The sequence below is a fragment of the Streptomyces sp. NPDC042364 genome, assembly GCF_056437585.1.
Window position 1 is genome coordinate 78222 of sequence record NZ_JBWKAJ010000001.1, and the last position, 25713, is coordinate 103934.

The following is a 25713-nucleotide window of genomic DNA, read 5'->3' on the forward strand; positions in this document are numbered from 1 at the left end:
TGTCAGAACTTCAGTTTCGGGAACACATGGCGAGCGAAGTAGTGCTCGTCGCCCATCCCGGTGTGGCCTCGGATGTAATCGTAGTCGTGCGGAAGGCCGTCTCCGTATAGTCGACTGTGCGCGTCGACAAATGCTTCGGCCTGCTCTGGTGTCATGGAGACGATATCTGCCTTCTTCATGCCGGAGAAATCCTCTGCGGAAACCCGGAAGTTGAGAATATCGACCTCGCCGCCTCGGCTCCGGATCCGTTCTGCGTATCGGACCGCCTCTTCCAAGGAGCCCCACGAATAAACGCCTTCCCCATACTGGCCGCGGATGTCTTCGGTCGGCCACGGGTTGCCATCCCCACGGAGACGCTCGGCATTGGCCCGGTCCTGAACCGTGTGGAATTCGTGATACTCAGGTGCCAGGCCCAGCGGGTCGATCCAACTGTGTGGGTTGTGGACGTATGTGGCCGGGTTGGGTGCGGCGGTGAGGGCGAGAGGGTCCGGGGTCAGGTAGCGGGCCGTCTCGGGGTCGTAGTGCCGGAAGTAGTTGTAGTGAAGGCCCGTTTCGGGGTCGAAGTACTGACCGGGGAAGCGGAGAGGGGTGTAGGCGGTGCTGTCGGCCGCCCAGGCTGTTGTGCCCCACAGCGTGCTACGGGTCCGCCACGCGATCTCGCCTTCCTCGTCGACGAGTTCGTTTGGCGTGCCCACCAGGTCGGTGACGATGGCGAAGAAGCGGGAGTCGATCTCCTCCTGGGGAGCGTCTGCCGCCGTTATTCGTTCGGTCTGGGTGAGGGGGCGCAGGCCCTGGTGGTCCCAGGTGAGGGTGACGGGGTTGGGCAAGGTCGGAGACGTGGTGGTCTGTTCGCAGAGGGTGGTGCCGTCCCAGGTGAAGACGACGTGCTCGACCACCGTTTCGCCGTCGTCCGCCAGGCGGAGTTTGGCCGTACGGCGGCCCAGCGGGTCATACGTGTACCGCCAGCGCGTGCCGTCCGGGGTCGTCACGGACGTCAGGCGGTCCTCGGCATCCCACTCGTACCGCCAGGTGTCCGGTCTGCGGGACAGGCGGGTCTTCTGGCGCAGGGTGATGCGGCCCAACGCGTCGTGTTCGTAGCGGACGCCTCCCGCGCGGGTGATGCGGGTGCCCGTGTAGGCGCGGAGGCCGGTGGCCTCCTGACCGGGGTGGTCCGACGGCCAGGACGCCGAGGTCTGGTTGCCCGCCTCGTCGTAGGCGTATGTCTCCGTCCAGTTCGCGGCGTGGACCGCTGTCACGCGGCCTGCCGCGTCGAGGTCGAAGCGGCGGGTGCCGGAGAGTCGGTCGTCGATGCCGGTGAGGTTGCCGTCGGCCCGGTAGGTATACGCGCGGTGTTGGATCGGGCGGCCGGATGGGGCCGTCACCGACTGGGTGGTCAGGCGGCCCACGGGGTCGAATGTGTGCGCCAGGGTGACCGTCTCGCCGATCCGGCGGGTCAGTTCGCGGCCGGCCTCGTCGTAGGTGAAGTCGATGGTGTGGCCCGCGGCTGTCATCCCCGTGCGGCGGCCCGCCGCGTCGTACGTCCAGGTCGTCGTCACGCCGGTCGGCGTCGTGCGGCCTGTTCGGCGGCCCAGAGTGTCATATGTGTGCGTCAGTTCGCGGCCGTCGACCGTCTCCGAGCGCACCCGGCCGAAGCGGTCTCGCAGGATCGTCAGCGTCGTACCGTCCGGGCCCGTCGCCTGGGCGAGTTGGTCCGTCATGTCGTACGCGTACGTCGTGACGTCGCCCGCCGCGTTCTTGCGGAGCAGTTGGCCCAGGGCGTTGCGCTCGAACGACACCACCTGGCCGAGGGTGTTCGTGCGGGACGTCAGACGGCCCGCCGCGTCGTGTGCGTAGGTGAGCGTGCGGTCGTCGAAGTCCGTCTCGGCGATCAGTGAACCTGCCGGGTCGTACTCGTAACTCCAGGTCAGGCCCTGCGGGTTGGTCACCTTCGTCAGCCGCAGCTCCAGGTCGTACGCGAACTCGTGGCGCACCCCGTCCGGGCCCGTGCGGGCTGTGAGCAGGTCGAAGTGGGTGTACTCGAAGCGGGAGACGCCGCCCATCGGGTCGGTGTGGGTGGTGCAGTTGCCCTCGCCGTCGTACGTCCACGACTCCGTGGTGCCGTCGGCGGCCGTGCGGCGGGCGAGGCGGCCTTCCACCGTCCACTCCAGCCGGGTCACCGCTCCCGTCGGGTCCGTGATGGTGACGGGTCTGCCGAAGGGGTCACGTTCGTAGCGGGTGACCGCGCCGAGGGGGTCGGTGATCTCCAAGGGGAGACCGGCGGGGTCGCAGCGGACGGTCGTCGTGTGGCCGAGGGGGTCGGTGACGGCGGTCAGGCGGCCCGCGTCGTCGTAGGTGAAGCGGGTGGTGAGGCCGGTGGGGGCGGTCACCGAGGTGCGGTCGCCGCGTTCGTCGTACGTCTGGCGGATCACCGTGCCGTCCGGGTTCACCACCCGTGTCGGCAGGCCGAGGTCGTTGTACTCGGCTCTCGCCTCGCGGCCGTCCGGGCGTGTGACGACCGTGGGGTTGCCGGCCTCGTCGTAGCGGAACGTGGTCGTGTGGCCCAGGGGGTCCGTCAGGGACAGCAGGCGGTTGTAGCGGTCCCGTTCGTAGCGGGTGACCGCGCCCAAGGGGTCGATGTCGGCGACCACCTGCCACGCCTCGTTGATGAGGAAGCGGCGGGTGTGGCCCTCGCCGGTCGTGGTGGTCGTCACGCGCAGGCCCGTGTCGGGGTCCGTGTCGTCGTACGAGACGCGCAGGGTCATGTGGCCGTCCGTGCCGCCCTCGGCGACACAGCGGTCCTGGTCGTCGTACTCGTACGAGTAGGCGCAGCCGTTGGTGTCCGTCCAGGAGGTGACGCGGCCGGCCTCGTCGTAGGTGAAGCGGAGGGGGAGGCCGGAGGAGTTGACGACCTCGGTGAGGTTGCCGTCCGTGTAGCCGTAGCGCTTCAGTTCCTGACCGGTCGTGGCCAGGTGCAGGGCCGTGACCCGGCCGGCCTCCGTGGTGACGCGTACGTCGTATCCGGCGCTGGAGACGATGCCGAGCGGGGTGCCTTCGGTGTCGTACTCGAAGGTGAGCCAGTTGCCGTTGCGGTCGTCGATCTGGTCTAGGACGGCGAGATCGTCCCGGCGGTCGGTGAAGTGCCAGGTACGGCGCGTGGCGGGGTCGGTGACCGTGTAGCCGCCGTCCTCGCGGGCCAGGGGCCAGCGGGGGCCGTGGCTCGGGAGGGTCGGGGCGCCCGGCGCGGGGTGGGGGTAGGCGAGGAGCAGGCCGTCCTCGGTGATGAAGATGACGCCCTCGGAGTCGATCTCCAGGCGCTGGTCGACGGTGGACGACCAGGACGGGCCGAACCACTTGCCCAGGTGATAGCCCGACTCGACGCGGCGTCTGAACACCAGGGGCAGGGCGCCGGGCAGCGTCACGTCTGTTTGGGGGAGGTACATCCGGCCGGTGGCGAAGTCGATCGGGTCGGAGCCCCGCGACTCCACCGCGTCGGGCTGACGCGAGTCCCGGCCGGGAGCGTCGCTGACCCTCTCTCGCGCCGGCAAGTCCGGTTTCCTGCCCGCCTCGGCCGCGTCCTCAAGGCCGTGTTTGATCGCGCCTTTGATGCCGCCTGTCGCCACCCCGCGCGCTGCCCCCGCCCCCTTGGTTCCGAGGAGGTCGAGGACGACGCGGCCCCCGAATTCGGACGGGTCCTTCTTGGCGGACTGCCAGGCGTCCTTGAGGGCCCGGTCGGGGTGGGCGACCGTCGATGTGAGTCCCGCGAGCGTCATGTTGACGTTCTGGTAGTACTCGGCGGGGTGGGCGATGTTGTACGGGTCGACGGCGTTCATGCTGCGACCGAAGTTGATGATGCCCGCGCCACCCTTGACGACGCCTCCGACGACATGGGTGAGTTCCAGGGCCGATGCCGCACCCTGGTCGGCGAAGTTGGCGGCGAGTTTGAGGGCGGGGGGTAGTTCGGCGGGGGCGTGCTCCAGGGCTGCCCTGACCGAGGTGGTGGCGGTGCGGGCGGCCTCGTTGCGCTGGCGGCGGGCCTCCTTGAGGAGTTCGTGGGCGCGGGCGATGTCCGCCTTGCCGGGGTCGCTGAACTCGGCCGGCTTGGGGCCGGGATCCTCACCGGCCTTCACCTTCGCGTTGTAGGCGTCGACCTTGTCGTTGTACGCCTCCACGGCCGCCTTGGACGCCTTCACGCCCGCCTTGTAGGCGTCGATGGCGTCCTGGGCCTGGCCCTGGGCCCACTTGACCGTGTCCGCGTACGAGTCGAGCGCCTTCGCGGCCTCGTCGCAGGCGTCCGCCGCGTGCAGCCACTTCTTGGGATGCATGGCGAACTTCTCGCGGAAGGTGTCGGCGGCCTGGCCCTTCCAGTGGGAGGAGTCCAGCTTGCGCATCCCGTCGCCGACCTTGTCGAAGGCCGTGTGGAAGTCCTTGAGGTGCTTGGCGCTCTCCTGGATGCGGCCGACATTGCCGTGGATCAGTTCGTTGGCCTGCTCGGTCTCCCCGAGCTGCTGTTCGCCGGGGGTGGCGCCCAGGGCGGAAGCGGCGCTGTCACCCCAGTCCTCCACCTTGTCCGCCGCCTGGTGGAGACCCATCTCGTCCAGGCGCTTGCCGGCGTAGTCGGTGCCCTCGTCGATGGCCCTGCCGACGACCTCCTTGCCGTCGTCGTAGACCTCTTCGGCCTTGCCGACGACGGTGTTGGCGGCACCCTTGAGCTTGTCCTCCACACCGTCCGGGATCCAGCCACCCATCAGCTGCCGCCCCCGCTCTGCTGCTGTCCCTCGGCCTGGGCCGCCTGCTCGCGTTCCTCACGGGAGGGGCCGTACTGCCGGTCCAGCGAAGCCTCGTACTCCTGGTCGGTCATGCCCATCGCCTTCTGCGGGTCGAGGGGCCCGTTCTCGAGGAGGGGCGACGTCATCACATCGCGCTGGGCGTCGTTCCAGGCCCGGTCGGTGTTCTTCTGCGCCTCCTCCCAGGACTCCGCGCTCCAGTCGGAGGTGGCGAACATGTGGTTGTCGCCGATCTCGCCCCAGGACATCCGGGTGACCTGGTCCTCGCTGAGGTGAGGGTTGCCCATGACGGAGTTCGCCGCGATCTTGAAGGCGCCGTCGATGTACTGGTCGGTCTCGTAGAACGTCCCCGCCGCCAGACCCACGGCGTCCGCGAACCTGCTGCCCTCCAGGATCAGCGCGCGCACTCCCCACTCCCAGCGCTCGCAGAAGGTGTCGAGCGCCGACGTCAGTCCCTCGTGCCCCAACTCCAGGCCGGACAGTGCCAGATCGGCGAAACCGCGGCCCACGCCGGCCTCGCCGACCATGCCGAGTTCACGAAGCTCCGACATGGCCAGGTTGATGCCCTCGGTGATCAGGGCAAGGCCCTCCACCTGAAGGTCCCTGCCCTCACCGCCCCCGCCACCTCCGCCGTCGCTCATCGATTCAACTCCTCCCCGTTCGGGGCGATCCCGTTCACGTCGTTCGTGCCTGCGTCCGCGTCCAGCGCCGCCGCGTCCGGCACGATCCCCATGACCGGCGGGAACAGTGCGCCCTGACCCTCGGTGCCGACGTCCAGCGCCACCCCGTACGGCACCGGCATCGCCGGGATCGCCACGTCCAGCAGCCGGGCGCCCAGGACACGGTCGTACGTCCACTCCCGCGCCCCTTCGCCCCTTGCGAGGGCGAATCGGGCCAGGGAGGGCTCGTCCGAGAAGGCGTAGATCCAGCGGATACCGCCGAACTCCCCGGTGAGCGGGTCGCCGTCCGCCGACAGGGGCACCAGGACCGCCGTACGCCGGAACTCACCGAGCAGGGCGGCGGCTTCGCGCCGACGACGGCGGTGGTCGATGGCGGCCTGGTCCGTCACAGGCCGCTCAGGAGCGGCGTCCGGAACCCGTTCAGGCGGGGGCGGGGGAGTGGCTTCGACGGGCTCCGCCGGAGCGGTCGGCTCCAGGTAGTCGTAGATCCTGGACCGGCGCGTTCCCTCCGCCGCTCCACCGCCTCCCCCGTGATCGGACATGCGCGCGATCATCGCATCGGCGCACTACGAGCTGCAACGCCGAAGCCTTTGCCGCAGGGATGCGTCACCGGCAGCCGGTGCGGTCGGCGCCCTGCACGCCATGGTCATGATCAAAGGCGGCGGGATGCCCGACCGTCTGCTCGTCGACGGTGCGGACGCCGTGCGGCGGGAGGCTTCGTCGTCGCTGGTGGCGACGGTGTGCTCGCATGTGTGCAAGCGAGCGGCACGTTCGGGGCCACCGGTGACCTGGCGACCGGCCTCGGCGACGTCTCGGTGCAGCCCTCGCCGAGGCGGGCAGCCCGGTAGATCGGCACCGGCTACTCGCCACCACCAGGGCCATCGGCAGGTGCGCCCCTCACCGGCCACCCGTACGTCCGGATCCTCCCCTACGATCTGGACGAGTAGCTGGCCTCGGATCGGGGCGGCGGGGAAACGAAGCGAGAAGGGGGAAGGGCTTGCCCGGCTCAGAGCTTCACGACGCCCACGCGGTCGGCGCACAGCTTGCGCATGTCGTCCTCGTCCGAGGTGAACACGGTGACCGGGCCGGGCTGCCGCAGGGCGACGGCGGCGAGGGCCGCGTCGATGGCGTACTTGTGGCCGTGCAGACCCGTTTCCTTGAGGAGGCCGGTGGCCTCCTCGGCGATCTCCTCGGTCACCGGCTCGACACGGATCTTGGAGAGAGCCCAGTGCCACTTGGGGCGGGAGCGCGTGGGGTCGTAAGCCTCGATGAGCGTCATCGAGGTGGTGACGACCGGGACGCCGGCATCGTCGGCGTGCCTCAGGTGGGCGCCCATGCGACGCTCCCCGCGCACCCACCGCGAAAGTCCTTCGCTGCCGAGTACGTAGACCCGGTTTCCGGTCATGCGGCATCTCGCTTGTGCTTGTGCGGCTGCTCACGTACCTCGCGGGCACGGGTCCGCTCGGCGTGCAGCCGCTCCAGGTCGCGATGCTCGGCCTCGACCTCGGCCAGTTCCGCCTCGGTGATCTCCCCGTACTCGGACTCCCACCACTGCACGCCCTCGTGCAGCCGCTCCTGCTCCCGCCGTCGCTCTATGGCCTGCGTGACATAGCGGCTGAACCCGCCGGGACCGACCTCGGCCCGGATGGCCTCGGCGAGCTCCTCGGGAAGCGTCACGGTGTACTTCTTGGTTGCCATACCGTCGACCATGCCGAGAGCCTGATCGGGCAGCCAGCCAGCGACAGACATCCCACACGATCGAGAACAAGCGGTGGCGGAGGCCACCAGATGGAGAGCGTGACCGGTAATGGCCCAGCAGCCGCCCCTCCTCCGCGATGTCATCGACATCAAGGAGTCCATCTCCACCTCGGACTTCGTGCTGTCCCTCGCCGAGGCGACGACACCCGAGGGCGCCCGGCACGCGCTCACGGACTACGTCGTCACCGAGCGGCTGCTGGAGAACTTCGACGAGGCGCTGGCCCTCATCAAGTCCGCGCTGGACGGGCACCGCTCCAAGGCGGCCTACCTGCACGGCTCGTTCGGTTCCGGTAAGTCGCACTTCATGGCCGTGCTGTACGCACTGCTCAGCGGCGACCCGGCCGCCCGCTCCCGCACCGAGTTCGACCCGGTGCTGACCAAGCACGAGTGGCTGAGCACGGACGGCAAGAGGTTCCTGCTCGTGCCGTACCACATGCTCGGCGCGAAGGCCCTGGAACAGCGCGTCCTCGGCGGGTACGTGCACCACGTCAAGAAGCTGCACCCGGAGGCCCCGACCCCGCAGGTGTACCGGACCGACTCCCTCTTCGCGGACATCCGCGCCATGCGCGCCAACATGGGCGACGAGGCCGTCATCCGGGGGCTCGGCACCGGCGCGGACGACGATGACGAGGACGAGTGGGGCGAGGGCTTCGCCTGGACCCCGCAGCTCCTGGACACCGCGCTCGCCGCCGAGGAGAACCACGAGGCGGGCACCGCGCTCAACCTCACCAACCCCTCCACCCCGGCCGAGCTGCGGGCCAAGCTGGTCAACGACGCCGGCACCACCCTCCTCCCCGGCTTCACCAGGAACGCCGCCGAGGACGAGCACGGCTTCATCTCCCTGGACGCCGGTCTGTCCGTCATCGCCGAGCACGCCAAGTCGCTCGGCTACGACGGGCTCATCCTGTTCATGGACGAGCTGATCCTCTGGCTCGCCACCCTCATCCACGACCAGAAGTTCGTCGCCCGCGAGGCCAGCAAGATCACGAACTTCGTGGAGGGCGGCGACGCCCGCCGCGCCATCCCCGTGGTGTCGTTCATCGCCCGCCAGCGCGACCTGCGCGAGCTGGTCGGCGAGGAGGTGTCCGGCGCGGCGGAGTCATCCATCCAGGACACCCTGAACCTGGCCTCCGGCCGGTTCGACAAGATCACCCTGGAGGACCGCAACCTCCCGCAGATCGCCCACGCCCGCCTCCTCAAGCCCAAGAACGACGAGGCGGCCCAGCAGGTCGACGCGGCCTTCGAGCAGACCAAGCGGGTCGGACCGCAGGTCTGGGACACCCTGCTCGGCTCGGAGAAGGGCACCACCGGCGCGGACGCGGAGTCGTTCCGGCTGACGTACCCGTTCTCGCCGGCGTTCATGGACACCCTCGTCCACATCTCGTCCGCGCTGCAGCGCTCCCGCACCGGTCTGAAGCTGATGGGCCAGCTCCTCGCCGACCACCGCGACGAGCTCCGCCTCGGACAGCTCGTCCCCGTCGGCGACCTCTACCCGGTGATCGCGGAGGGCGGCGACAAGCCGTTCACCGACAGCCTGAAGGTCGTCTTCGAGGCCGCCGACAAGCTCTACAAGACCAAGCTGCGGCCCTACCTGCTCAGCTCGTACGACATCACCGAGGACGACGTCGAGCAGTACCGCAACCGGCCCGAGTCCATCACCGACCCGAAGCGGCTGGGCGGCTGCCGGATGTTCGTCGGCGACAACCGGCTCGTGTGCACGCTGCTGCTGTCCGCGCTCGCGCCCAGTGTGCCCGCGCTGTCCGAGCTGACCATCCGGCGGCTCGGCGCGCTCAACCACGGGTCGGTCCTCGCACCCATCCCGGGCGCCGAGGTCGGCATCATCAAGAACAAGGTCGCCGAATGGGCGGCCAGGTTCCCCGAGATCAAGGAGACCGGCACCGAGGCCAACCCCGGCGTACGGCTGGAGCTGTCCGGCGTCGACGTGGACTCCGTCATCGCCAACGCCCAGGTCAACGACAACCCCGGCAACCGGGTCGCGCTCGCCCGCCGCCTGCTGTCCGAGGAACTGGGCGTCGAACACGGCCAGTTGAGCGACCAGCTCAGCTTCACCTGGCGCGGCACCGCCCGCACGGCCGAGATCGTCTTCGGGAACGTCGCCGACGAGGACGAGCTGCCCGACCACGACCTGATGCCGCAGGAGGAGGGCCGCTGGCGCATCGCCATAGACCTCCCCTTCGACGAGGGCGAGTGGGGCCCGGTCGAGGACGTCAACCGCATCCGGCGGCTGCGTGAGCGGCAGCAGGGCGAGCGGTCCCGCATCGTCGCCTGGCTGCCCGCCCACCTGTCGGCGCAGCGCTTCGCCGACTTCCGGCGCCTCGTCGTCATCGACAAGGCCCTCGCCGACGAGCACCGCTTCGACACCCAGTACGCCGGCCACCTCAACGCCGACAACCGCAGCCGCGCCAAGGGACTCCTGGAGACCCAGCGCGAGGCACTGCTCAAGCAGGTCAAGGGCGCCTTCAAGCAGGCGTACGGCCTCGCCCAGAAGCAGGCCGCCGACGTCGTCCCCGACTTCGACGACCACCTCGTGGCCCTGCCCGACGTCGATGGCCTCACCCTGTCCTTCGGGCAGAGCCTGCACGACGGCATCCGGCATGTCGCGGGCAGGCTGCTCGCCCACCAGTACCCGGCCCACCCCGACCTCGATCCCGACGCCACCGGCACCGCCGTGAAGCCCGCCGACACCAAGAAGGTGTTCGCCCACGTCCGGGCCGCCGCCGAGGCGCGCGACGGGCGGGTGGAGGTCCCGGCCGCCGACCGCAGGCTCATGCAGCGGATCGCCGGGCCCCTGCGGCTCGGGCAGCAGAAGGAGGCGTACTTCGAGCTGTCCCGCTACTGGGCCGACCACTTCCGGCAGCTCGCCAGTTCCCAGGGCGTCACCGGGGACCTGTCCCTGATCACGCTCACCGACTGGACCGACAAGCCCGACCCGCGCGGCCTGCCCGACTTCCTCGCCCGGCTCGTCGTCGCCGCCTTCGCCGAGATGGACGACCGGGTGTGGGTACGCGTCGGAACCGTCCTCGACCCCGCGCCCGAGCTGTCCGCGATCAAGGACCATGACGCGCTGCGGAGCCAGCCGCTGCCCGCCGAGGCGGACTGGGACACGGCCCGGCAGCACTTCGAGACGATCTTCGGACAGAAGGCTCCCGCCCTGCGGCGCGGCCGGATGGTCAACCAGTTCGCCCGCCAGATCATCGAGGCCGCCCGCGCCCACCGGGACCACACGGCCGACCTGGTGCACCAGCTGGAGGCCCACGCCGCCTTCCTCGGTCTCGACCAGACCGCCGTCACCGGGCGGCTCCCGCTCGCCCGCCGCTCCCTGGAACTCCTGGACGCCCTCACGGCCGAGGCCGGCAAGGGCGCGGCCGGGGCGAAGAAGACCGTGGAGGCCCTCGCCTCCTTCGACCTGGGCGAGACCAGCGCCGACCGGTACGGCACCTCCATCAAGCAGGCCCGCAGCGTCGCGGAGGCCGTCGCCTCGGCGCCCTGGAGCACCCTCGAACTCGCGGCCGGACTCGGACCCGAGGGCGCGGCGCTGCTCGACTCGCTGCGCAACGTCGCCCGAGACGACCAGCGCACCGCGGACCTGCGTGACGCCCTGGCCCGTACGCAGCGCGAGGTCGTCGCCCTGGTGAAGCGCACCCAGGCCGCGGCCCAGCCGCCCGCACCCGTCGTACAGCCCCGGCCCACGGCGGGCGACCTGTCCCTGGACACGCCGACCAGCGACCCGCGCATCCCCTACGCCCCGCCGGAGAACCCCACACCGGCCCCCTCCGGCAGCGGCACCGCGCGCACGTCCGGTGGCCGCCGCACGACCGTGGCCCGGGCCGCCGCCGACCTTCAGGCGGAGCTGTCCGAACTGGTCGCCCGCCATCCCGACGCGACCATCGAGATCACCTGGAAGGTCGTCGAATGACGGACACCGCCACCGTCGCCCCGGGCGCCGTCCGGCTGAACACCGCGACCGTCACCCAGTACCTGTCCTCGCAGTCCTCCCTCACCACCTCCCTGACACGAGACGGCGGGGGCAGGCGCCGGGTCGTGCTGCTGCGGTCCGCGCCCCAGTGGGACGGTCCCGCCGAACCCGCCTGGGCGGAGGGACGGACGGCCGGTGTCGCGGTGGCGCCCTCACCGCTCGCCGTCCATGAACTCGTCCTCGACCACCTCGCGGGCCGTCGGCCCGGCCCCGCCGTGCTGGTCGTCCTCACCGACCGCGAGCAGCACGAACTCGACCCGGCCATCCTCGCCCGCGTCCACAAACTGCGCATCGACACCGTCGACAGCTGGGACGTCGTCCGGGAGGCGTTCGGCGCCCGGCAGATCGACCCGCGCCTCAAGGACGTCAACTGGGCCGCCGAAGCCCTGCTCGACGCCACACCGCCCGGCGGCTGGCCACCCGTACCCGGCGGCTGGCTGTCCCGCCAGTACGCCCTCACCGCGCTCACCCAGCGCCGCCTGCGCCTCGGCCGCTACGACACCGAGGGCGGCACACGACGCCCCGGTGACGACCGGCTCGACGCCCAGACGCTGTTGCACTGGTCGACCCGCCCCGGTGCCCCGGAGCGACTCCTCGGGCTGCGAGGACCGGAACGCGCCGGGCTGGCCGCCTTCCTCGGCGAGGAGGACCAGGCCGGCCTCGCCGGACGCGCCCTGCTCGCCCTCGCGGACGCCGAGCGGGGTGCGGACGCCGCCGCCTTCGGACTCGTCTGCGCGGCACTGTGGCAGCACGCCGAGCCCGCCCCCGAGACGTACCAGGCCCGGGGCCGCGCCGAACGCTACTTCGGCGACCAGCCCCCGGCGGTCGGCGAACAACTCGACGCCCTGGTGACCGTCTTCGGCCGGGCTGCCGAGGAGTACGTCACCACGCTGCTGACAGCCGGACACCGTACCGGTGGCGGCGAGGCGGACCAGGCCCGCGAGGCACGCCGGACGTCCGGCACCGTGCTCGACCGGGCGGCCACGCTGGCGCGCCAGTTCGGGGCGGAACAGGCCGTCGAGGCGAGCCCCGTCCTGCGCGGCGGACTCGAGGCCCGGTTCACGGCCGTCGGACGGGCGCTCGCAGCCGGTGACAGGGCCGTGGTGGCGGACGCCGTCCGGCGCCTGGCGGACCACCGGCTCGCCGCCGAGCCGGAGGAGTCCGCCCGTATCGAACGCGCCCGCATGGGCCAGCGCCTCGCCCGCTGGCTGCTGACCGACACGCCTGCCGAGAGCCCCACGGTGGCCGACGCCATACAGCGGCACGTCGCCGAGACCGGCTGGGCCGACCTCGCTCTGGAGCACATCGAGGCCGGCGGCGACCCGGACCCCGTCCTCAAGGCCGCCTACGACACCCTCGCCGCACGCGTCCGGGACCGGCGGCGGCAGATCGACACGTTCTTCGCACGCTCTCTGGCCGCCTGGACCCAGGCCGGCACCCAGCCCGGCAGCATGCTCACCGTCGAGACCTTCCTCGACCGGGTGGTCGGACCGGTCGTCCGGCGCGGAGAGGAACGGCGGGTGCTGCTGCTCGTGCTCGACGGCATGAGTGCGGCCATAGCGAACGAACTCGGCGAGGAACTGCGCCGCTCCTGGGCCGAGTTCGACCCCCTGCCCGAGGGCGCTCCACAGCGTCGGGCGATGGCCGCCGCACTTCCCACCCTGACGGCCGTGTCCCGCACCTCACTGTTCGCGGGCAGGCTGATGAAGGGCACCCAGGCCGACGAGAAGCGGCTCTTCCCCACGCTGAAGCTGTGGGGCGGCGCCCCGGCCGGCGTCTTCCACAAGGACGACCTGCGCGGCGAGACCGCGGGCGACACCTTCGGCCCGGTGCTCACGGAGGCGCTCGCCGACGGCCGGACGCATGTCGCCGTCGTCCTCAACGCCATCGACGACCGCCTCGCCAAGGAGCAGAAGCTCGGCGACGGCGCCTGGCGGGTCGACGACGTGCCCGGCCTGCGGGACCTGCTGCGGGTGGCCGCGGCCCAGGGCATGGCCGTCATCCTCACCAGCGACCACGGCCACGTCGTCGACCGGCACGGAAAGAAGGTCGACGCCGCCGTCGAGCCCGCGTCCGCCCGGCACCGCCTGCCCGCCGGCGGTCCCCTCGCCGACCGGGAGATCACCCTTACCGGACCGCGCGTGGTGTGGCCCGAGCCCGGCGCGTCCATCGTGGCGCTGTGGGACGCCGACTCCCGCTACACCGCCCTCAAGGCCGGCTACCACGGCGGGGCCTCGCTCGCCGAGTTCACCATCCCCGTGCTCGCCTTCCTGCCGTTCGGGGCGGAACCACCCAAGGAGTGGCGGGAGCTGGGGGACCAGCGGCCCCTGTGGTGGGCTCCGGAGGAGGTGGGGAAGGCGCCGCTGCCGAGTGAGGCCACCACTCAGCCGCTCGTCGGGGCGGCTCCCTCCGCGCCGAAGAAGCCGACGGGGAAGTCCCAGAAGAAGCAGGCGGAACTCGCGCGCACACACGAGGCGCTCTTCGACGTGGAGCTGACCACCGGGGGAGACGACTCCCTTCTCACCCCGACCCTCGTCTCCCGGACCGAGGCGCTGGTGACGGCCCTGCTGGACTCGGAGACGTACCAGGGACAGCTCGGGGGTCTGGCCCGCAAGCCGCAGCAGGAACAGGTCCACAAGGCGCTCGCCGCCCTGCTCGACGCGGGCGGCACCCTGCCCGTGACCGCGCTCGCCCAGCGCGCCGGCATGCCCGTCACCCGGGGCGACGGTTTCGCCGCCGTCCTGCGGCAACTCCTCAACTACGACGGCGTACAGGTACTGGAGACCCTGCCGGACGGCCGTACCCTGCGGCTCCACGAGGCACTGCTGCGCGAGCAGTTCGCCCTCGGAGGCGGCTGAGGACATGGCTCGGGGGTGCCTCGGACCCTGGCCCTGAGGCACACGAACCGGGCATCAGAGGGGCCGGAGGAGAGGAGCGAGCAGTGGTACTGGTGCGGGGTGCTCGGTGAGATGTACGGCGGCTCCACGGAGACGCGCTTCACCAAGGACGTCGAGCTGCGGGCGACGCGGGTGGACCGCTCGGGGGTGACTTCCTCGCGTCCCACGCTGCACGGGGAGATGGAACACTGGTCCTCGTGAGCACCACCGGATCCAAGCGCCCCGCCCAGGTCAGCGCCGCCCGCCGCCGTACCGTCCTTGACGCCCTGCGCCGTGGAGCCGTACCCGAGAGCGGGCTCGACCTGCTCGCAACCGGCCTCGACCGGTTCGAGACGGCCCTGGACGCCGAGCTGGACGCCGTGGCGTCCGGAGGTTCGGTGTTCAAGGCCGTGCGGGGTGAGTACGGGTCCGGCAAGACGTTCTTCACCCGCTGGCTCGGGGAGCGGGCCAAGCGCCGCAACTTCGCCGTGGCAGAGATCCAGATCTCGGAGAACGAGACACCGCTGCACAAGCTGGAGACGGTCTACCGGCGGCTCACCGAAAGGCTCACCACGTCCAGCTTCCCCCCCAGCGCCCTGCGGCCCGTGGTCGACGCCTGGTTCTACGCCCTGGAGGAAGACGCCCTCGCGGCCGGCGCGACCGAGGAGGAACTGCCCGGCGAGGTGGAGAAGCTGCTCGTGGCGCGGCTCGCCGAGGTGTCCCGGCACGCCCCGTCCTTCGCCACCGCGCTGCGCGGCTACCGGGCCGCCCTCGCGGACGGGGACGAGGCGACCGCCTCGGCCGTACTGGCGTGGCTCGGCGGCCAGCCGCATGTGGCGGCCGCCGCCCGCAGGTCCGCCGGGGTGCGCGGCGACCTCGACCACTTCGGTGCCCTCGGATTCCTGCAGGGGCTCCTCACCGTGCTGCGCGACTCCGGACACACCGGGCTGTTCGTCGTGCTCGACGAGGTGGAGACTCTCCAGCGGGTCCGGTCGGACGCCCGGGACAAGGCGCTCAACTCACTGCGGCAGCTCATCGACGAGGTGCACTCCGGCCGCTTCCCCGGCCTGTACCTCGTCATCACCGGCACACCCGCCTTCTACGACGGGCAGCAGGGCGTGCAGCGCCTGGCACCGCTGGCCCAGAGGCTCGCCACGGACTTCACCACCGACCCGCGCTTCGACAACCCCCGGGCCGTGCAGATCAGGCTCCCCGGGTTCAACCAGGAGTCCCTCATCGGCCTCGGCGCCACCATCCGGGACCTGTACGCGGAGGCCGCCGCCTCGCCCGAGCGTGTGCGTACGGTCGTCGACGACACCTACGTCGCGGACCTCGCGCGGGCCGTCGGCGGGGCGCTGGGCGGGAAGGTCGGGGTGGCTCCCCGTCTGTTCCTGAAGAAGCTGGTCGGTGACGTCCTCGACCGCGTGGACCAGTTCGACGACTTCGAGCCCCGGCGGCACTACCGCCTGACGGTCGCGAGCAGCGAACTCACCGACGTGGAGCGAAACCTGGCCGCCACGGTCTCCGGCGGCTCCGGGGGTTCCGCGTCGGCCGACGACATCGACCTGGAGCTGTGATGGCGATGGACGAGGGGAGCCCGGCCGGCACGGGCCCGGGCGGGGACGGAGCCGACGTGCTCGACCGGCTCGACCCCGTCGTCCTGCACCACATCGTCAACACCCTCGGCTGGCCCGATCTGCGCCCCCTGCAGCGGGCGGCGATCACACCACTCATGGACGGGCAGGACGCCGTGCTGCTGGCGCCGACGGCGGGCGGCAAGACCGAGGCGGCCTGCTTTCCGCTGCTGTCGGCGATGACCGAACAGAAGTGGACGGGCACCTCCGTCCTGTACCTGTGCCCGCTCAAGGCGCTCCTCAACAACCTGGTCGGCCGCGTCGACTCCTACGCCCAGTGGCTCGGGCGGCGCGCGGCGCTCTGGCACGGCGACACCAAGGAGTCGCAGCGGCAGCGCATCCGCACCGAGGCGCCGGATGTCCTGCTCACAACGCCCGAGTCCCTCGAAGCGATGCTGATCGGCGTCAAGACCGACCACGCGCGGCTGCTGGGGAGCGTGCGGGCCGTGGTCGTCGACGAGGTGCACGCCTTCGCCGGCGACGACCGGGGATGGCACCTGCTCGCCGTGCTCGAACGGCTGGAGAGGGTCACCGGGCGGCCCATCCAGCGCGTCGGGCTCTCCGCGACCGTCGGGAACCCCGCCCAACTGCTGCACTGGTTGCAGGGCGCCGGCGCCGGAAGCCGTACGGGGCAGGTCGTCGCCCCGGGGGGGCAGCCGCCTCCCGGCAACGGCGAAGTCGGCACGCACGACGAGACCGCCGCCGACCGACTCCCCAAACCCGCGGGCGAGGTGGAAGTCGACTACGTGGGCTCCCTGGAGAATGCCGCCAAACTCATCGCGGCCCTGCACAGGGGAGAAAAGAGGCTTGTCTTCTGCGACTCCCGACGCCAGGTCGAGGAGTTGGGCGCCGCGCTGCGAGCCCGCGAGGTCACCGTCTTCCTGTCTCACGCCTCCCTCTCCGTCGGCGAACGCGCCCGCTCCGAGCAAGCCTTCGCCGAGGCACGCGACTGTGTCATCGTCTCCACCTCGACCCTGGAACTGGGCATCGACGTGGGCGACCTGGACCGCGTCATCCAGATCGATTCGCCGGCCTCCGTCGCCTCGTTCCTGCAGCGCATCGGCCGCACGGGCAGGCGACCCGATACCGTGCGCAACTGCTTGTTCCTCACCACCCGCAAGGACACTCTGCTCCAGGCGGCGGGCCTGCTGCTGCTCTGGTCACGCGGCTGGGTGGAGCCGGTCGTCCCGCCGCCCGAGCCACGCCACCTGGTGGCCCAGCAGCTACTCGCTGTGACTCTGCAACAGCACAAGCTCGGCGACCGGTTGTGGGACCGCCAGTGGAACGGCCTGGCCCCCTTCGACAGATCCGCCGCCCCGATCCTGCGCTTCCTCACCGAGGAGGGCTTTCTCGACAGCGACGGCGGCCTGCTGTTCGTGGGACCCGAGGCGGAACGCCGTTTCGGCAAGCGGCACTTCATCGAACTCACCGCGTCCTTCACCGCGCCGCCGCAGTTCACCGTCCTGTCCGGGCGCACGGAGATCGGCCGTACCGATCCGAGCGTCCTCACCGAGGAGCGGCCCGGCCCGCGGCGGCTGCTGCTCGGGGGACGTAGCTGGCAGGTCACCTACATCGACTGGCTGCGCAGACGCGTCTTCGTCGAGCCCGCCGACGGCGGCGGCATCGCCAAGTGGATGAACGGAGGCGTTGCCGGACTGTCCTACGCCCTCACGCGCGCCATGCGCGAGGTGCTGCTGGGCACCGATCCGCCCGTATCCCTCACCAGGCGTGCGGAGACGTGCCTGGCCGAACAGCGCGAGACCGACGCACCTGGCACTGTCCACCCGGGCGGCACACTGATCACGCGCGTCGGCTCCGACGTCCGTTGGTGGACCTGGGCCGGTTACCGCGCCAACGCCACCCTGGCAGCCACTCTGCCGTCGGTCACCGACCCACTCCAACGACCCACCGACAGCTGGCTGCGCCTGCGTGAGAACCTCACCCCGGCCGACTGGCGTACGGCCAGGGAGGGCGTCGGCGAGAACCTCGTCCTGCCTGACGTGGACGGCCGGGCCGTACGTGGCCTGAAGTTCTCCGCCGCCCTCCCGGAACGCCTCGCCGTGGCCACGGTGGCGGCCCGCTTGGCCGACTTCGAAAGCGCACGTCTGGTGCTCGGCGAGCCGGCGCGCTTTCAGCGCGGCGAATGAAGGGGAGCAGCCGCCCGCGCCACACGCGCTCGCCCGCACCGTGAATGCCTGAAGCGGCGTAAGCGGCCCGCATCACCGCTACTCGTCCATAAGGGTGGATATGCGGCATACGGGAAAACCGGGCGCGACAAGTCGAAGTTGAGCGTAGGCCTACTCGCTTTCGCCCCTCGAACGGAAATGTCCAGTGACGCGCACCCTTCCCCCGATCCCGGCGGCCAGACCAGTGATCGGTGAAGCCGAGATCGCCGCGGTCGTCCGCGTGCTGCGCAGCGGCCGTGTCGTCCAGGGGCCGGAGGTGGCCGGGTTCGAGGAGGAGTTCTCCGAGCTGGTCGCCGGACGCGCCTGCGTGGCGGTCAACTCCGGAACCTCCGCACTGCAGCTGAGCCTCATGGCCCTCGGTATCGGGCCGGGGGACGAGGTGGTGGTGCCGTCCTTCTCGTTCGCGGCGACCGCCAACGCCGTACGCCTCGCAGGCGCCGAACCCGTCTTCGCCGACATCACCCCCGGCACCTACTGCCTCGACCCGCTCGCCGCGGCGGCGGTGATCGGCCCGCGCACCGCGGCCCTCATGCCGGTGCACCTGTACGGGCACCCCGCGCCCATGGACCGGCTGACGGAGCTCGCCGCACGCCATGGGCTCGCCGTGCTGGAGGACGCCTGCCAGGCCCACGGAGCCACCCTGCACGGACGCCCCGTCGGCAGCTTCGGTGCGGCGGGGTGCTTCAGCTTCTACCCGACGAAGAACATGCACGCGCTCGAGGGCGGCATGATCGCGACCGACGACCCGCAGCTGGCCCGCACCCTTCGGCTCCTGCGGAACCAGGGCATGGAGGAGCGGTACGCCAACGAGATCGTCGGCGCGAACATGCGGATGACCGACGTCGCCGCCGCGGTCGGCCGTGAGCAGCTCAAGCGGCTGCCCGCGTGGACGGAGCAGCGGAGGGCCAACGCCAAGGTGCTCGACTCCCTCATCGAAGGGCTGCCCGTTCCCCACGAGTCTGACGGCGCGCGACACGTCTACCACCAGTACACGATCCGCATTCCGGGCGGTCGCCGGGACGCCGTGCGGCAGGAGCTGGCGGGACAGGGCATCGGCAGCGCGGTGTACTACCCGACCCCCATCCACCGGCTCAGGCCCTACCAGGACCCCGGCCGGCCGGCCCTGCCCGAGACCGACCGGGCGGCGGCCGAGGTGCTGTCCCTGCCGGTTCACCCGACTCTCGGGCAGGCCGAACTGGAGCGGGTCGCCCAGGCCGTGAACTGCGCCGGAGCGGGACGGTGAGCCGGCGTACCCTGCGGGCCGGGCTCATCGGGCTCGGAGCCATGGGACGCAACCACGCCCGGGTCCTGGCCTCGCTCGACGGTGTCGAGCTGGTGGGCGTCATGGACCCGGTGGGGGACTCCACGGGGGCCGCCAGGAACGCCCTGGTCGTCGACACCCTGCCGGACCTGATCGCCCTCGGACTCGACTACGCGGTGGTCGCCTGTCCCACGGCCCTGCACGAGGAGACCGGCCTGACCCTGGCCGAGAACGGCGTGCCCGCCCTCATCGAGAAGCCGCTCGCCCACTCCGCGCAGGCCGCACAGCGACTGGTGGACGCCTTCGGCGGAGCCGGACTGCTCGCGGGGGTCGGACACATCGAGCGGTTCAACCCGGCTCTGCAGAGCCTGCGTTCCCGGCTCGAGTCGGGGGAACTGGGGGAGGTGTTCCAGGTGGTCACCCGCCGGCAGGGGCCCTTCCCGCACCGCATCGCCGACGTCGGGGTGGTCAAGGACCTGGCGACCCACGACATCGACCTGACCAGTTGGGTCACCGGCCACGACTACGCCTCGGTCTCGGCGCGCACGGTGTCCAAGAGCGGCCGCCCCCACGAGGACATGGTCAGCGTGGTCGGCGACCTCAGCGACGGCACCCTCGTCAGCCATCTCGTCAACTGGCTCAGCCCGCACAAGGAGCGCTTCACCGCGGTGACCGGCGAGCGCGGCTGTCTCATCGCGGACACCCTCACGGCGGACCTGACCTTCCACGCCAACGGAGCGGTGACCACCGAGTGGGAAGCCCTGCGCGCCTTCCGCGGGGTGGCCGAGGGCGACATGATCCGCTACGCCATCCCCAAGCGCGAGCCGCTCCTCGTCGAGCACGAGCGCTTCCGTGACGCCCTGGAGGGCGAAGCGGCGGACATCGTCACCCTCGACCAGGGGCTGAGGACGGTCGAGGTGGCGGAGGCGGTCCTCGACTCCGCGCGGCAGAAGACCTCCGTTGGCCTGCGAAGCCCGCGCACACCCACCCTGGCGATGGTCGCCCAGCGCTCGTGACGGCCTCCCGGCCGGCTGTCGGGCCGAGGGCGGCCCGAAGCACCGTGCGCCCCCCGGCAGCTTGAACACGCGAAGAAACGCCAAGAGAGGCTGCGCAGAGCGAAAGTGTCCGCGGGGGGCGTCTCGACTCCCTTCGGTCGCCTGGGCGGCTTCTCGACCCGACGGAGGGAAGTAGCCATGCAGATCTGTGTAGTGGCGCTCGGAAAGATCGGCCTGCCGCTTGCCGTCCAGTTCGCGGCGAAGGGCCACCACGTCATCGGCGCCGACGTGGACGAACGCGTCGTACGCCTCGTCACCCAGGGCGTTGAGCCGTTCCCCGGCGAGGCCGGACTCGCCGAGAAGCTGAAGAGCGTCGTCGCGGAGGGGCGGCTGCAGGCCACCGCCGACACGGCGGCGGCGGTCGCACGGGCCGAGGCGGTGGTCCTCGTCGTCCCGTTGTACGTCGACGCCGAAGGCACCCCCGACTTCGGCTGGCTGGACGCGGCGACCCGGGCCGTGGCCCACGGGCTGCGGCCCGGCACACTCGTGTCGTACGAGACCACCCTGCCCGTGGGCACCACGCGGGGGCGCTGGGCGCCGATGCTCGAGCAGGGCAGCGGACTGACCGCGGGCCGCGACTTCGCTCTCGTCTTCAGCCCCGAACGGGTCCTGACCGGCCGCGTCTTCGCCGACCTGCGCCGCTACCCCAAACTCGTCGGCGGCATCGACGCGGCGTCCGCGCGCCGGGGCGTCGAGTTCTACGAGTCCGTCCTCGACTTCGACGTACGAGGCGAGCTGCCCCGCCCCAACGGCGTCTGGAACCTCGGCTCGGCGGAGGCCGCGGAGTTCGCCAAGCTGGCCGAGACCACCTACCGCGATGTGAACATCGGGCTGGCGAACCAGTTCGCACGGTTCGCGGACCGCGTCGGCGTCGACATCGACCTGGTCATCGATGCCTGCAACTCGCAGCCGTACAGCCACATCCACCGGCCCGGCATCGCCGTCGGCGGTCACTGCATCCCCGTCTACCCGCGGATGTACCTGTGGAACGACCCCGAGGCGACGGTCGTACGAGAGGCACGGGCGGCCAATGCCTCGATGCCCGAGTACGCGGTACGCCGGCTCGCGGACGCGTACGGCGACCTGACCGGCGCGGCCGTCCTGGTACTCGGCGCGGCCTACCGGGGCGGCGTCAAGGAGACGGCGTTCTCCGGGGTGTTCCCCGTCGTCGAGGCGCTGCGGGCGCGGGGCGCCGCACCGTATGTGTCGGACCCGCTGTACGGGGCCGAGGAACTGCGCGCACTCGGCCTGCCGCCGTACGCCGGCGAGGAGGTCACGGCCGCCGTCATCCAGGCCGACCACGACGAGTACCGGGAATTCGGCTCCCACCAGTTCCCGCGGGTGCGCGTCGTGGTCGACGGGCGGCGGATCACTGATCCGGCCCGGTGGGCCGGAGCCGAGGTGATCGTGCTCGGTGCGCCGTCGACGACGGTTCAGCGGACGTGAGGTCCCCTCAGATGATCTTCCAGCGCCCGCACCACGCGGGCCGCTGCTCTGCCGTCGCCGTACGGCATGTCACGTGGGGCCTCGGGCACGGGGCGCAGGACGGTGTCGGACCAGGCCTGGGACCGGGACCCCGGATCACCCGGCTCCGGTACGAGGACGTTCCAACCGTCCCGGAGCGTTTCCGGCCACTCCGTCTCGGTACGCAGGGTCGTGCAGACCCGCTCCAGCAGGTACGCCTCCTTCTGGAGCCCTCCCGAGTCGGTGACCACGCCGCGCGAGCCGAGCACCGCGGCGACGAGTTCGGCGTAGGGAAGGGGACGGCTGACATGGAGGGAGCCACGGTCCAGCTTGATGCCGAAGCCCGCGGCGCGTGCGACCAGCCGCGGATGAGCGGCCAGGACGACGGGAACGGGCAGACCGGCCAGGGCGTCCACAAGGGCGGCCAGGCGGTCGGGGTGGTCGGTGTTCTCCGCCCGGTGCAACGTGGCGAAGAGGTAGGGCTCCCGGGCGTCGAGTGAGACCGGGAGCGCGGGGGCGTTGACCTCACCCCTCAGCACCTTGTCCCTGAGGCGCAGGCAGACGTCGACCATGACATCCCCGGTCAGCACCGCACGGTGGGCCAGGCCTTCGGCCGTCAGATGGCGTACCGCCTCCTGGGTGGGTACGAGCAGCAGATCGGCGGCGTGGTCGGTGAGGACGCGGTTGTGCTCCTCGGGCATCCGCCGGTTGAAGGAGCGCAGACCCGCTTCCAGGTGGGCGACGGGAACGTGCTGCTTGGCCGCGGAAAGGGCGGCCGCGAGAGTCGAGTTGGTGTCCCCGTACACCAGCACCCAGTCGGGGCGCGCGGCGGCGATGACGGGATCGAGGGCCGCCAGGACGGTGCCGGTCTGCACACCGTGCGTGCCCGAACCCACGCCCAGGTGCGCCTCGGGCTCAGGGATGGAGAGCCCGTGGAAGAACACGTCCGACAGATCGGCGTCGTAGTGCTGGCCGGTGTGGACGATCGTGTGACGGTGCTCCGTGCCGCCGAACGCGGCGGCGACGGCGGCGAGCTTGACGAACTGCGGGCGTGCCCCGACCACGCTCATCACCTTCATCGGCGCGACGTCCTACGGTGCTGAGCCGGCAGTTCGGTGAGAAGGCCGTCCCGCTCCGCGTAGCGGGCCCCGTCTCTCGGGCACTCCCAGAAGCCGACCCGATCCGGCAGCGCGCGCAGCCGCTCGCCGGCCCGCCCCACCCATCCGATCCGGCGGGCGGGAACACCGGCGACGAGGGCGAAATCCGGCACGTCCCGGGTGACGACGGCCCCCGCGGCGACCATCGCCCAGCGGCCGACGCTGACCGGAGCCACACACACCGAGCGTGCGCCGAGTGACGCGCCCTCAGCGACCTTGACGCCGACCGCCTCCCAGTCGCCGGCGCACTTACGGCGCCCGTCCGCGTCGACGGCGCGAGGATTGCGGTCGTTCGTGAGGACGACCGCGGGCCCGACGAAGACGCCGTCGGCCAGCTCCGCGGGCTCGTACACCAGCGCGTGGTTCTGAATCTTGACCCGGTGGCCGATCCTCACCCCGGGACCCACGTAGACCCCCCGGCCCACGACGCAGTCACAGCCGAGCAGCGCCCTCTCACGAATCTGGGCGAGTTCCCACACCGTGGTACCGGGGTTGAGCACGGCCGAAGCGTCGACCTGCGCACCGGGGGCGATGCGCACCCGGGAAAACGGTGCCTCCGCGCTTTCGTTCATGCGCTGAGCAACGAGCGCGGGCTCCTACGGGCACGGTTCCCGTGCGCCTTTGTCCGGCACCGCCCCGGGCCCAATCCCCGGGCGTTTCCGCGTACATGAGGAATTGGCCCATGGCGTCGGGCCCGGCGAGGATTGCCGTATCGGTATGCGACCGATGTCGGTGAGGTCATGACGTGCGGCCGGGACATTAGGCCGTTCGGACCGAATTTCCCGTCACCTCACGCGGTGCGGTTCGCAACGCGTTCTCATGGCTGCCATTACTGATCTAATCCACATGCTTGCCCCGGGTGCACTTCACGGGCAGGCGATGCAGGCAGGGAAGGACCCGATGCGCAGGCTGAAGGGCGTTGTGGAGAGTATGCGGGCACGCGCTGCTCAGTCGCTACGGAGGCGTCGCCGAACCGTCCTCTGGACCGCCGGAGCCATCGGCCTGCTGTCCGCGGCGTCGGCCGGATTCCTGGTGTGGGAGGTCCGCACGGTCCGGGACAACCTCACCGCGGCGCAGGTGGCGACCGACCGACTGCAGACGGAGATGGCCCACCGTCGCCGGCCCTCGGACGAACTCCTGGCCTCCATCCGGAAACACACGTCGGCCGCCCGGAGCGCGGCCCTCACACCGTTGTGGGGCATGGCCGAGGAACTCCCGCTGATGGGTCCGCCGCTTCGTTCCGCCCGGGGGCTGAGTGCCGCCGCCGACGAGATGGCCACCGGGGTGCTGCCGGAGGCGGTGCGGCTGCACCAGTTGTTCGCCTCGGGCCGGCTCGTGCAGAGCGGTCACGTCGACCTGCAGCGACTCTCGGCCGCCGCCGACCTGCTGGGAAACGTGGAGCGCCGGCTGACCGGAATCGAGACCGGCCTGAACGGGCTGCCCGGCTCGACCGTGGTCGGTCGCCTCGACACGGCACGGCAGGGGATGTCCGAGCGGGTGACCCGCCTGTCCGACGCGGTCTCCCAGGCGGAGGCGACGGCGAGGCTGCTGGTGCCCGTACTGGGTGCCTCGGGGCCGCGCTCCTACTTCCTGGCCTTCCAGAACAACGCCGAGGCCCGGGGCACCGGGGGCCTCGTGGGCACCTTCGGCATCCTGACCGCCGACCGGGGGCGCATCACCCTGCACGGCTTCGCGTCGGACGACAAACTGCCGCGCACGGCCACTCCCGTGGCGGACTTCGGGCCGGCGTTCGCCCGCCTGTACGGAGCAGCCGAGAGCACCCAGGAGCTGGCCAACTCCAATATGTCCGCCCATTTTCCCTATGCGGCGCGGATCTGGTTGGGCCTGTGGCAGCGGCATACGGGGCAGCGGCTCGACGGGGCCATCGCGACCGATCCCGTGGGACTCGCCCGTGTCCTCGAAGCCACGGGGCCGATCCGGCTTCCGGACGGAAAGCAGCTGACCGCGGGCAACACCGTGGAGTTCACCGAGAGCACCCTCTACGCGTCGTACAACAACATCGAACGCAAGCGATTCCTGGTCCAGGTCGCACAGTCGGTCGCTGCCGCCCTGCTGCATCACCACCACGACCCGGTGGCCCTCCTCCACGCGCTGCGGCAGAACGCGGAGGACGGCCGCCTGCGCGTCTGGAGCAAGGACGCCTCCACCGGGCCGGCGCTCAAGAAGAGCGGGCTCTCCGGGGAAGTGCCCAAGGAACCGGGGCCGTTCGCCTATCTCGTGGTCAACAACTCCGCGGGCAACAAGATGGACTACTACCTGCGCCGGTCGCTGACGTACGAACTCGGTCCCTGCAAGGGCGGTATCCGTTCCAGCAGGGTGCGTATCAGGCTGACGAACACGGCACCCGCCGCGGGTCTCCCTCCCCTCGTCACGCTGCGATCCGACGACCCCCACAACCCGCACCCGCCGGGATCCACGACCGTCTGGCTCTCCCTGTACGCCAGTTCGGGAGCACAGTTCACCGGCGGGACCCTGGACGGGCGGCGGCTCCTGGTGTCGCCGGACGAGGAGCGCGGTCACCCGGTACTCGGCACACAGGTGGAACTCCTCCCCGGCCAAACCCGGGAAGTGGATTTCCGTCTGCTGGAACCGGTTTCGAACCGCCGCCCGGTACTGCCCGTCCAGCCACTGGCAAAGCCGCAGACCACCAAGGTGAGAATCGCTCAATGTGCGAAGTGAACGGAGCGCGCGGGTGAATCGAGAAGAGTCCACGGCTGGTCGCTGAATGCCGGGAGGGTCTCATCCGGAAAGGTGAAGAAGTCGTATCCACAGCCATGGGAGTCTGCAAGATCAAGAGAAATATTATGACCACCCGAAAGGACGCGGCGGCGTCCGTGGAC

General features: G+C 71.0%; 16 protein-coding genes. 9 read left to right on the forward strand and 7 right to left on the reverse strand.

Translation table 11 applies throughout. The features are described 5' to 3' along the window. Positions 1 to 2: 2 nt before the first annotated feature. The 5 genes from AC067N_RS00340 to AC067N_RS00360 form a co-directional block, all read right to left on the reverse strand. Entirely contained in the window at positions 3 to 4745 is a 4743-nt protein-coding gene (locus AC067N_RS00340) for a putative T7SS-secreted protein (protein WP_478676629.1), read from the reverse strand. Continuing rightward, the gene (locus AC067N_RS00345; protein WP_478676630.1) at positions 4745 to 5425 is read right to left on the reverse strand and encodes a hypothetical protein; all 681 of its coding nucleotides are present in this window, start codon (positions 5423 to 5425) and stop codon (positions 4745 to 4747) included. The genes AC067N_RS00340 and AC067N_RS00345 overlap by 1 nt, the downstream gene beginning before the upstream one ends. After that, the gene (locus AC067N_RS00350; RefSeq protein WP_478676631.1) at positions 5422 to 6006 is read right to left on the reverse strand and encodes a hypothetical protein; all 585 of its coding nucleotides are present in this window, start codon (positions 6004 to 6006) and stop codon (positions 5422 to 5424) included. Before AC067N_RS00350 ends, AC067N_RS00345 begins: the two co-directional genes overlap by 4 nt. 464 nt (positions 6007 to 6470) lie before the next feature. Beyond that, positions 6471 to 6869: a hypothetical protein gene (locus AC067N_RS00355; protein ID WP_478676632.1), complete on the reverse strand. Its 399-nt coding sequence runs from the start codon at positions 6867 to 6869 to the stop codon at positions 6471 to 6473. Beyond that, positions 6866 to 7162: a hypothetical protein gene (locus tag AC067N_RS00360; protein ID WP_478676633.1), complete on the reverse strand. Its 297-nt coding sequence runs from the start codon at positions 7160 to 7162 to the stop codon at positions 6866 to 6868. Before AC067N_RS00360 ends, AC067N_RS00355 begins: the two co-directional genes overlap by 4 nt. Before the next feature lie 109 nt (positions 7163 to 7271). Here AC067N_RS00360 and pglY point away from each other — a divergent pair, with 109 nt between their 5' ends. The 8 genes from pglY (at position 7272) to AC067N_RS00400 (ending at position 21677) form a co-directional block, all read left to right on the forward strand. After that, on the forward strand, positions 7272 to 11159 hold the full coding sequence (pglY, locus tag AC067N_RS00365) for a BREX-2 system ATPase PglY (RefSeq protein WP_478676634.1): 3888 nt from the start codon (positions 7272 to 7274) through the stop codon (positions 11157 to 11159). Then, the gene (gene pglZ, locus AC067N_RS00370) at positions 11156 to 14077 is read left to right on the forward strand and encodes a BREX-2 system phosphatase PglZ (protein WP_478676635.1); all 2922 of its coding nucleotides are present in this window, start codon (positions 11156 to 11158) and stop codon (positions 14075 to 14077) included. The genes pglY and pglZ overlap by 4 nt, the downstream gene beginning before the upstream one ends. 15 nt (positions 14078 to 14092) lie before the next feature. Then, positions 14093 to 14317, forward strand: coding sequence for a hypothetical protein (locus AC067N_RS00375; protein ID WP_478677192.1), 225 nt, complete (start codon positions 14093 to 14095; stop codon positions 14315 to 14317). Further along, a complete protein-coding gene (gene brxD / locus AC067N_RS00380) occupies positions 14314 to 15672 on the forward strand; it encodes a BREX system ATP-binding protein BrxD (protein WP_478676636.1) in 1359 nt (452 codons plus the stop codon). The genes AC067N_RS00375 and brxD overlap by 4 nt, the downstream gene beginning before the upstream one ends. A 5-nt stretch (positions 15673 to 15677) precedes the next feature. Next, entirely contained in the window at positions 15678 to 17876 is a 2199-nt protein-coding gene (locus AC067N_RS00385) for a DEAD/DEAH box helicase (RefSeq protein WP_478677162.1), read from the forward strand. Between the two features lie 184 nt (positions 17877 to 18060). Then, the gene (locus tag AC067N_RS00390) at positions 18061 to 19158 is read left to right on the forward strand and encodes a DegT/DnrJ/EryC1/StrS family aminotransferase (RefSeq protein WP_478676637.1); all 1098 of its coding nucleotides are present in this window, start codon (positions 18061 to 18063) and stop codon (positions 19156 to 19158) included. After that, positions 19155 to 20192: a Gfo/Idh/MocA family oxidoreductase gene (locus AC067N_RS00395; protein WP_478676638.1), complete on the forward strand. Its 1038-nt coding sequence runs from the start codon at positions 19155 to 19157 to the stop codon at positions 20190 to 20192. Before AC067N_RS00390 ends, AC067N_RS00395 begins: the two co-directional genes overlap by 4 nt. A 177-nt stretch (positions 20193 to 20369) precedes the next feature. Next, complete coding sequence (locus AC067N_RS00400) at positions 20370 to 21677, forward strand: nucleotide sugar dehydrogenase (protein WP_478676639.1); 1308 nt, start codon at positions 20370 to 20372, stop codon at positions 21675 to 21677. Here AC067N_RS00400 and wecB read toward each other — a convergent pair. Together wecB and AC067N_RS00410 are read right to left on the reverse strand one after the other, a co-directional pair. Beyond that, positions 21665 to 22774 (reverse strand): non-hydrolyzing UDP-N-acetylglucosamine 2-epimerase, encoded by a 1110-nt coding sequence (wecB, locus tag AC067N_RS00405; RefSeq protein WP_478676640.1) that lies wholly within the window; start codon positions 22772 to 22774, stop codon positions 21665 to 21667. The genes AC067N_RS00400 and wecB overlap by 13 nt on opposite strands. Further along, entirely contained in the window at positions 22771 to 23385 is a 615-nt protein-coding gene (locus tag AC067N_RS00410; RefSeq protein ID WP_478677163.1) for an acyltransferase, read from the reverse strand. Before AC067N_RS00410 ends, wecB begins: the two co-directional genes overlap by 4 nt. A gap of 367 nt (positions 23386 to 23752) precedes the next feature. Between AC067N_RS00410 and AC067N_RS00415 the strand changes: the two genes are divergently transcribed. After that, entirely contained in the window at positions 23753 to 25552 is a 1800-nt protein-coding gene (locus tag AC067N_RS00415) for a DUF4012 domain-containing protein (protein ID WP_478676641.1), read from the forward strand. The last annotated feature ends 161 nt before the right edge of the window (positions 25553 to 25713 follow it).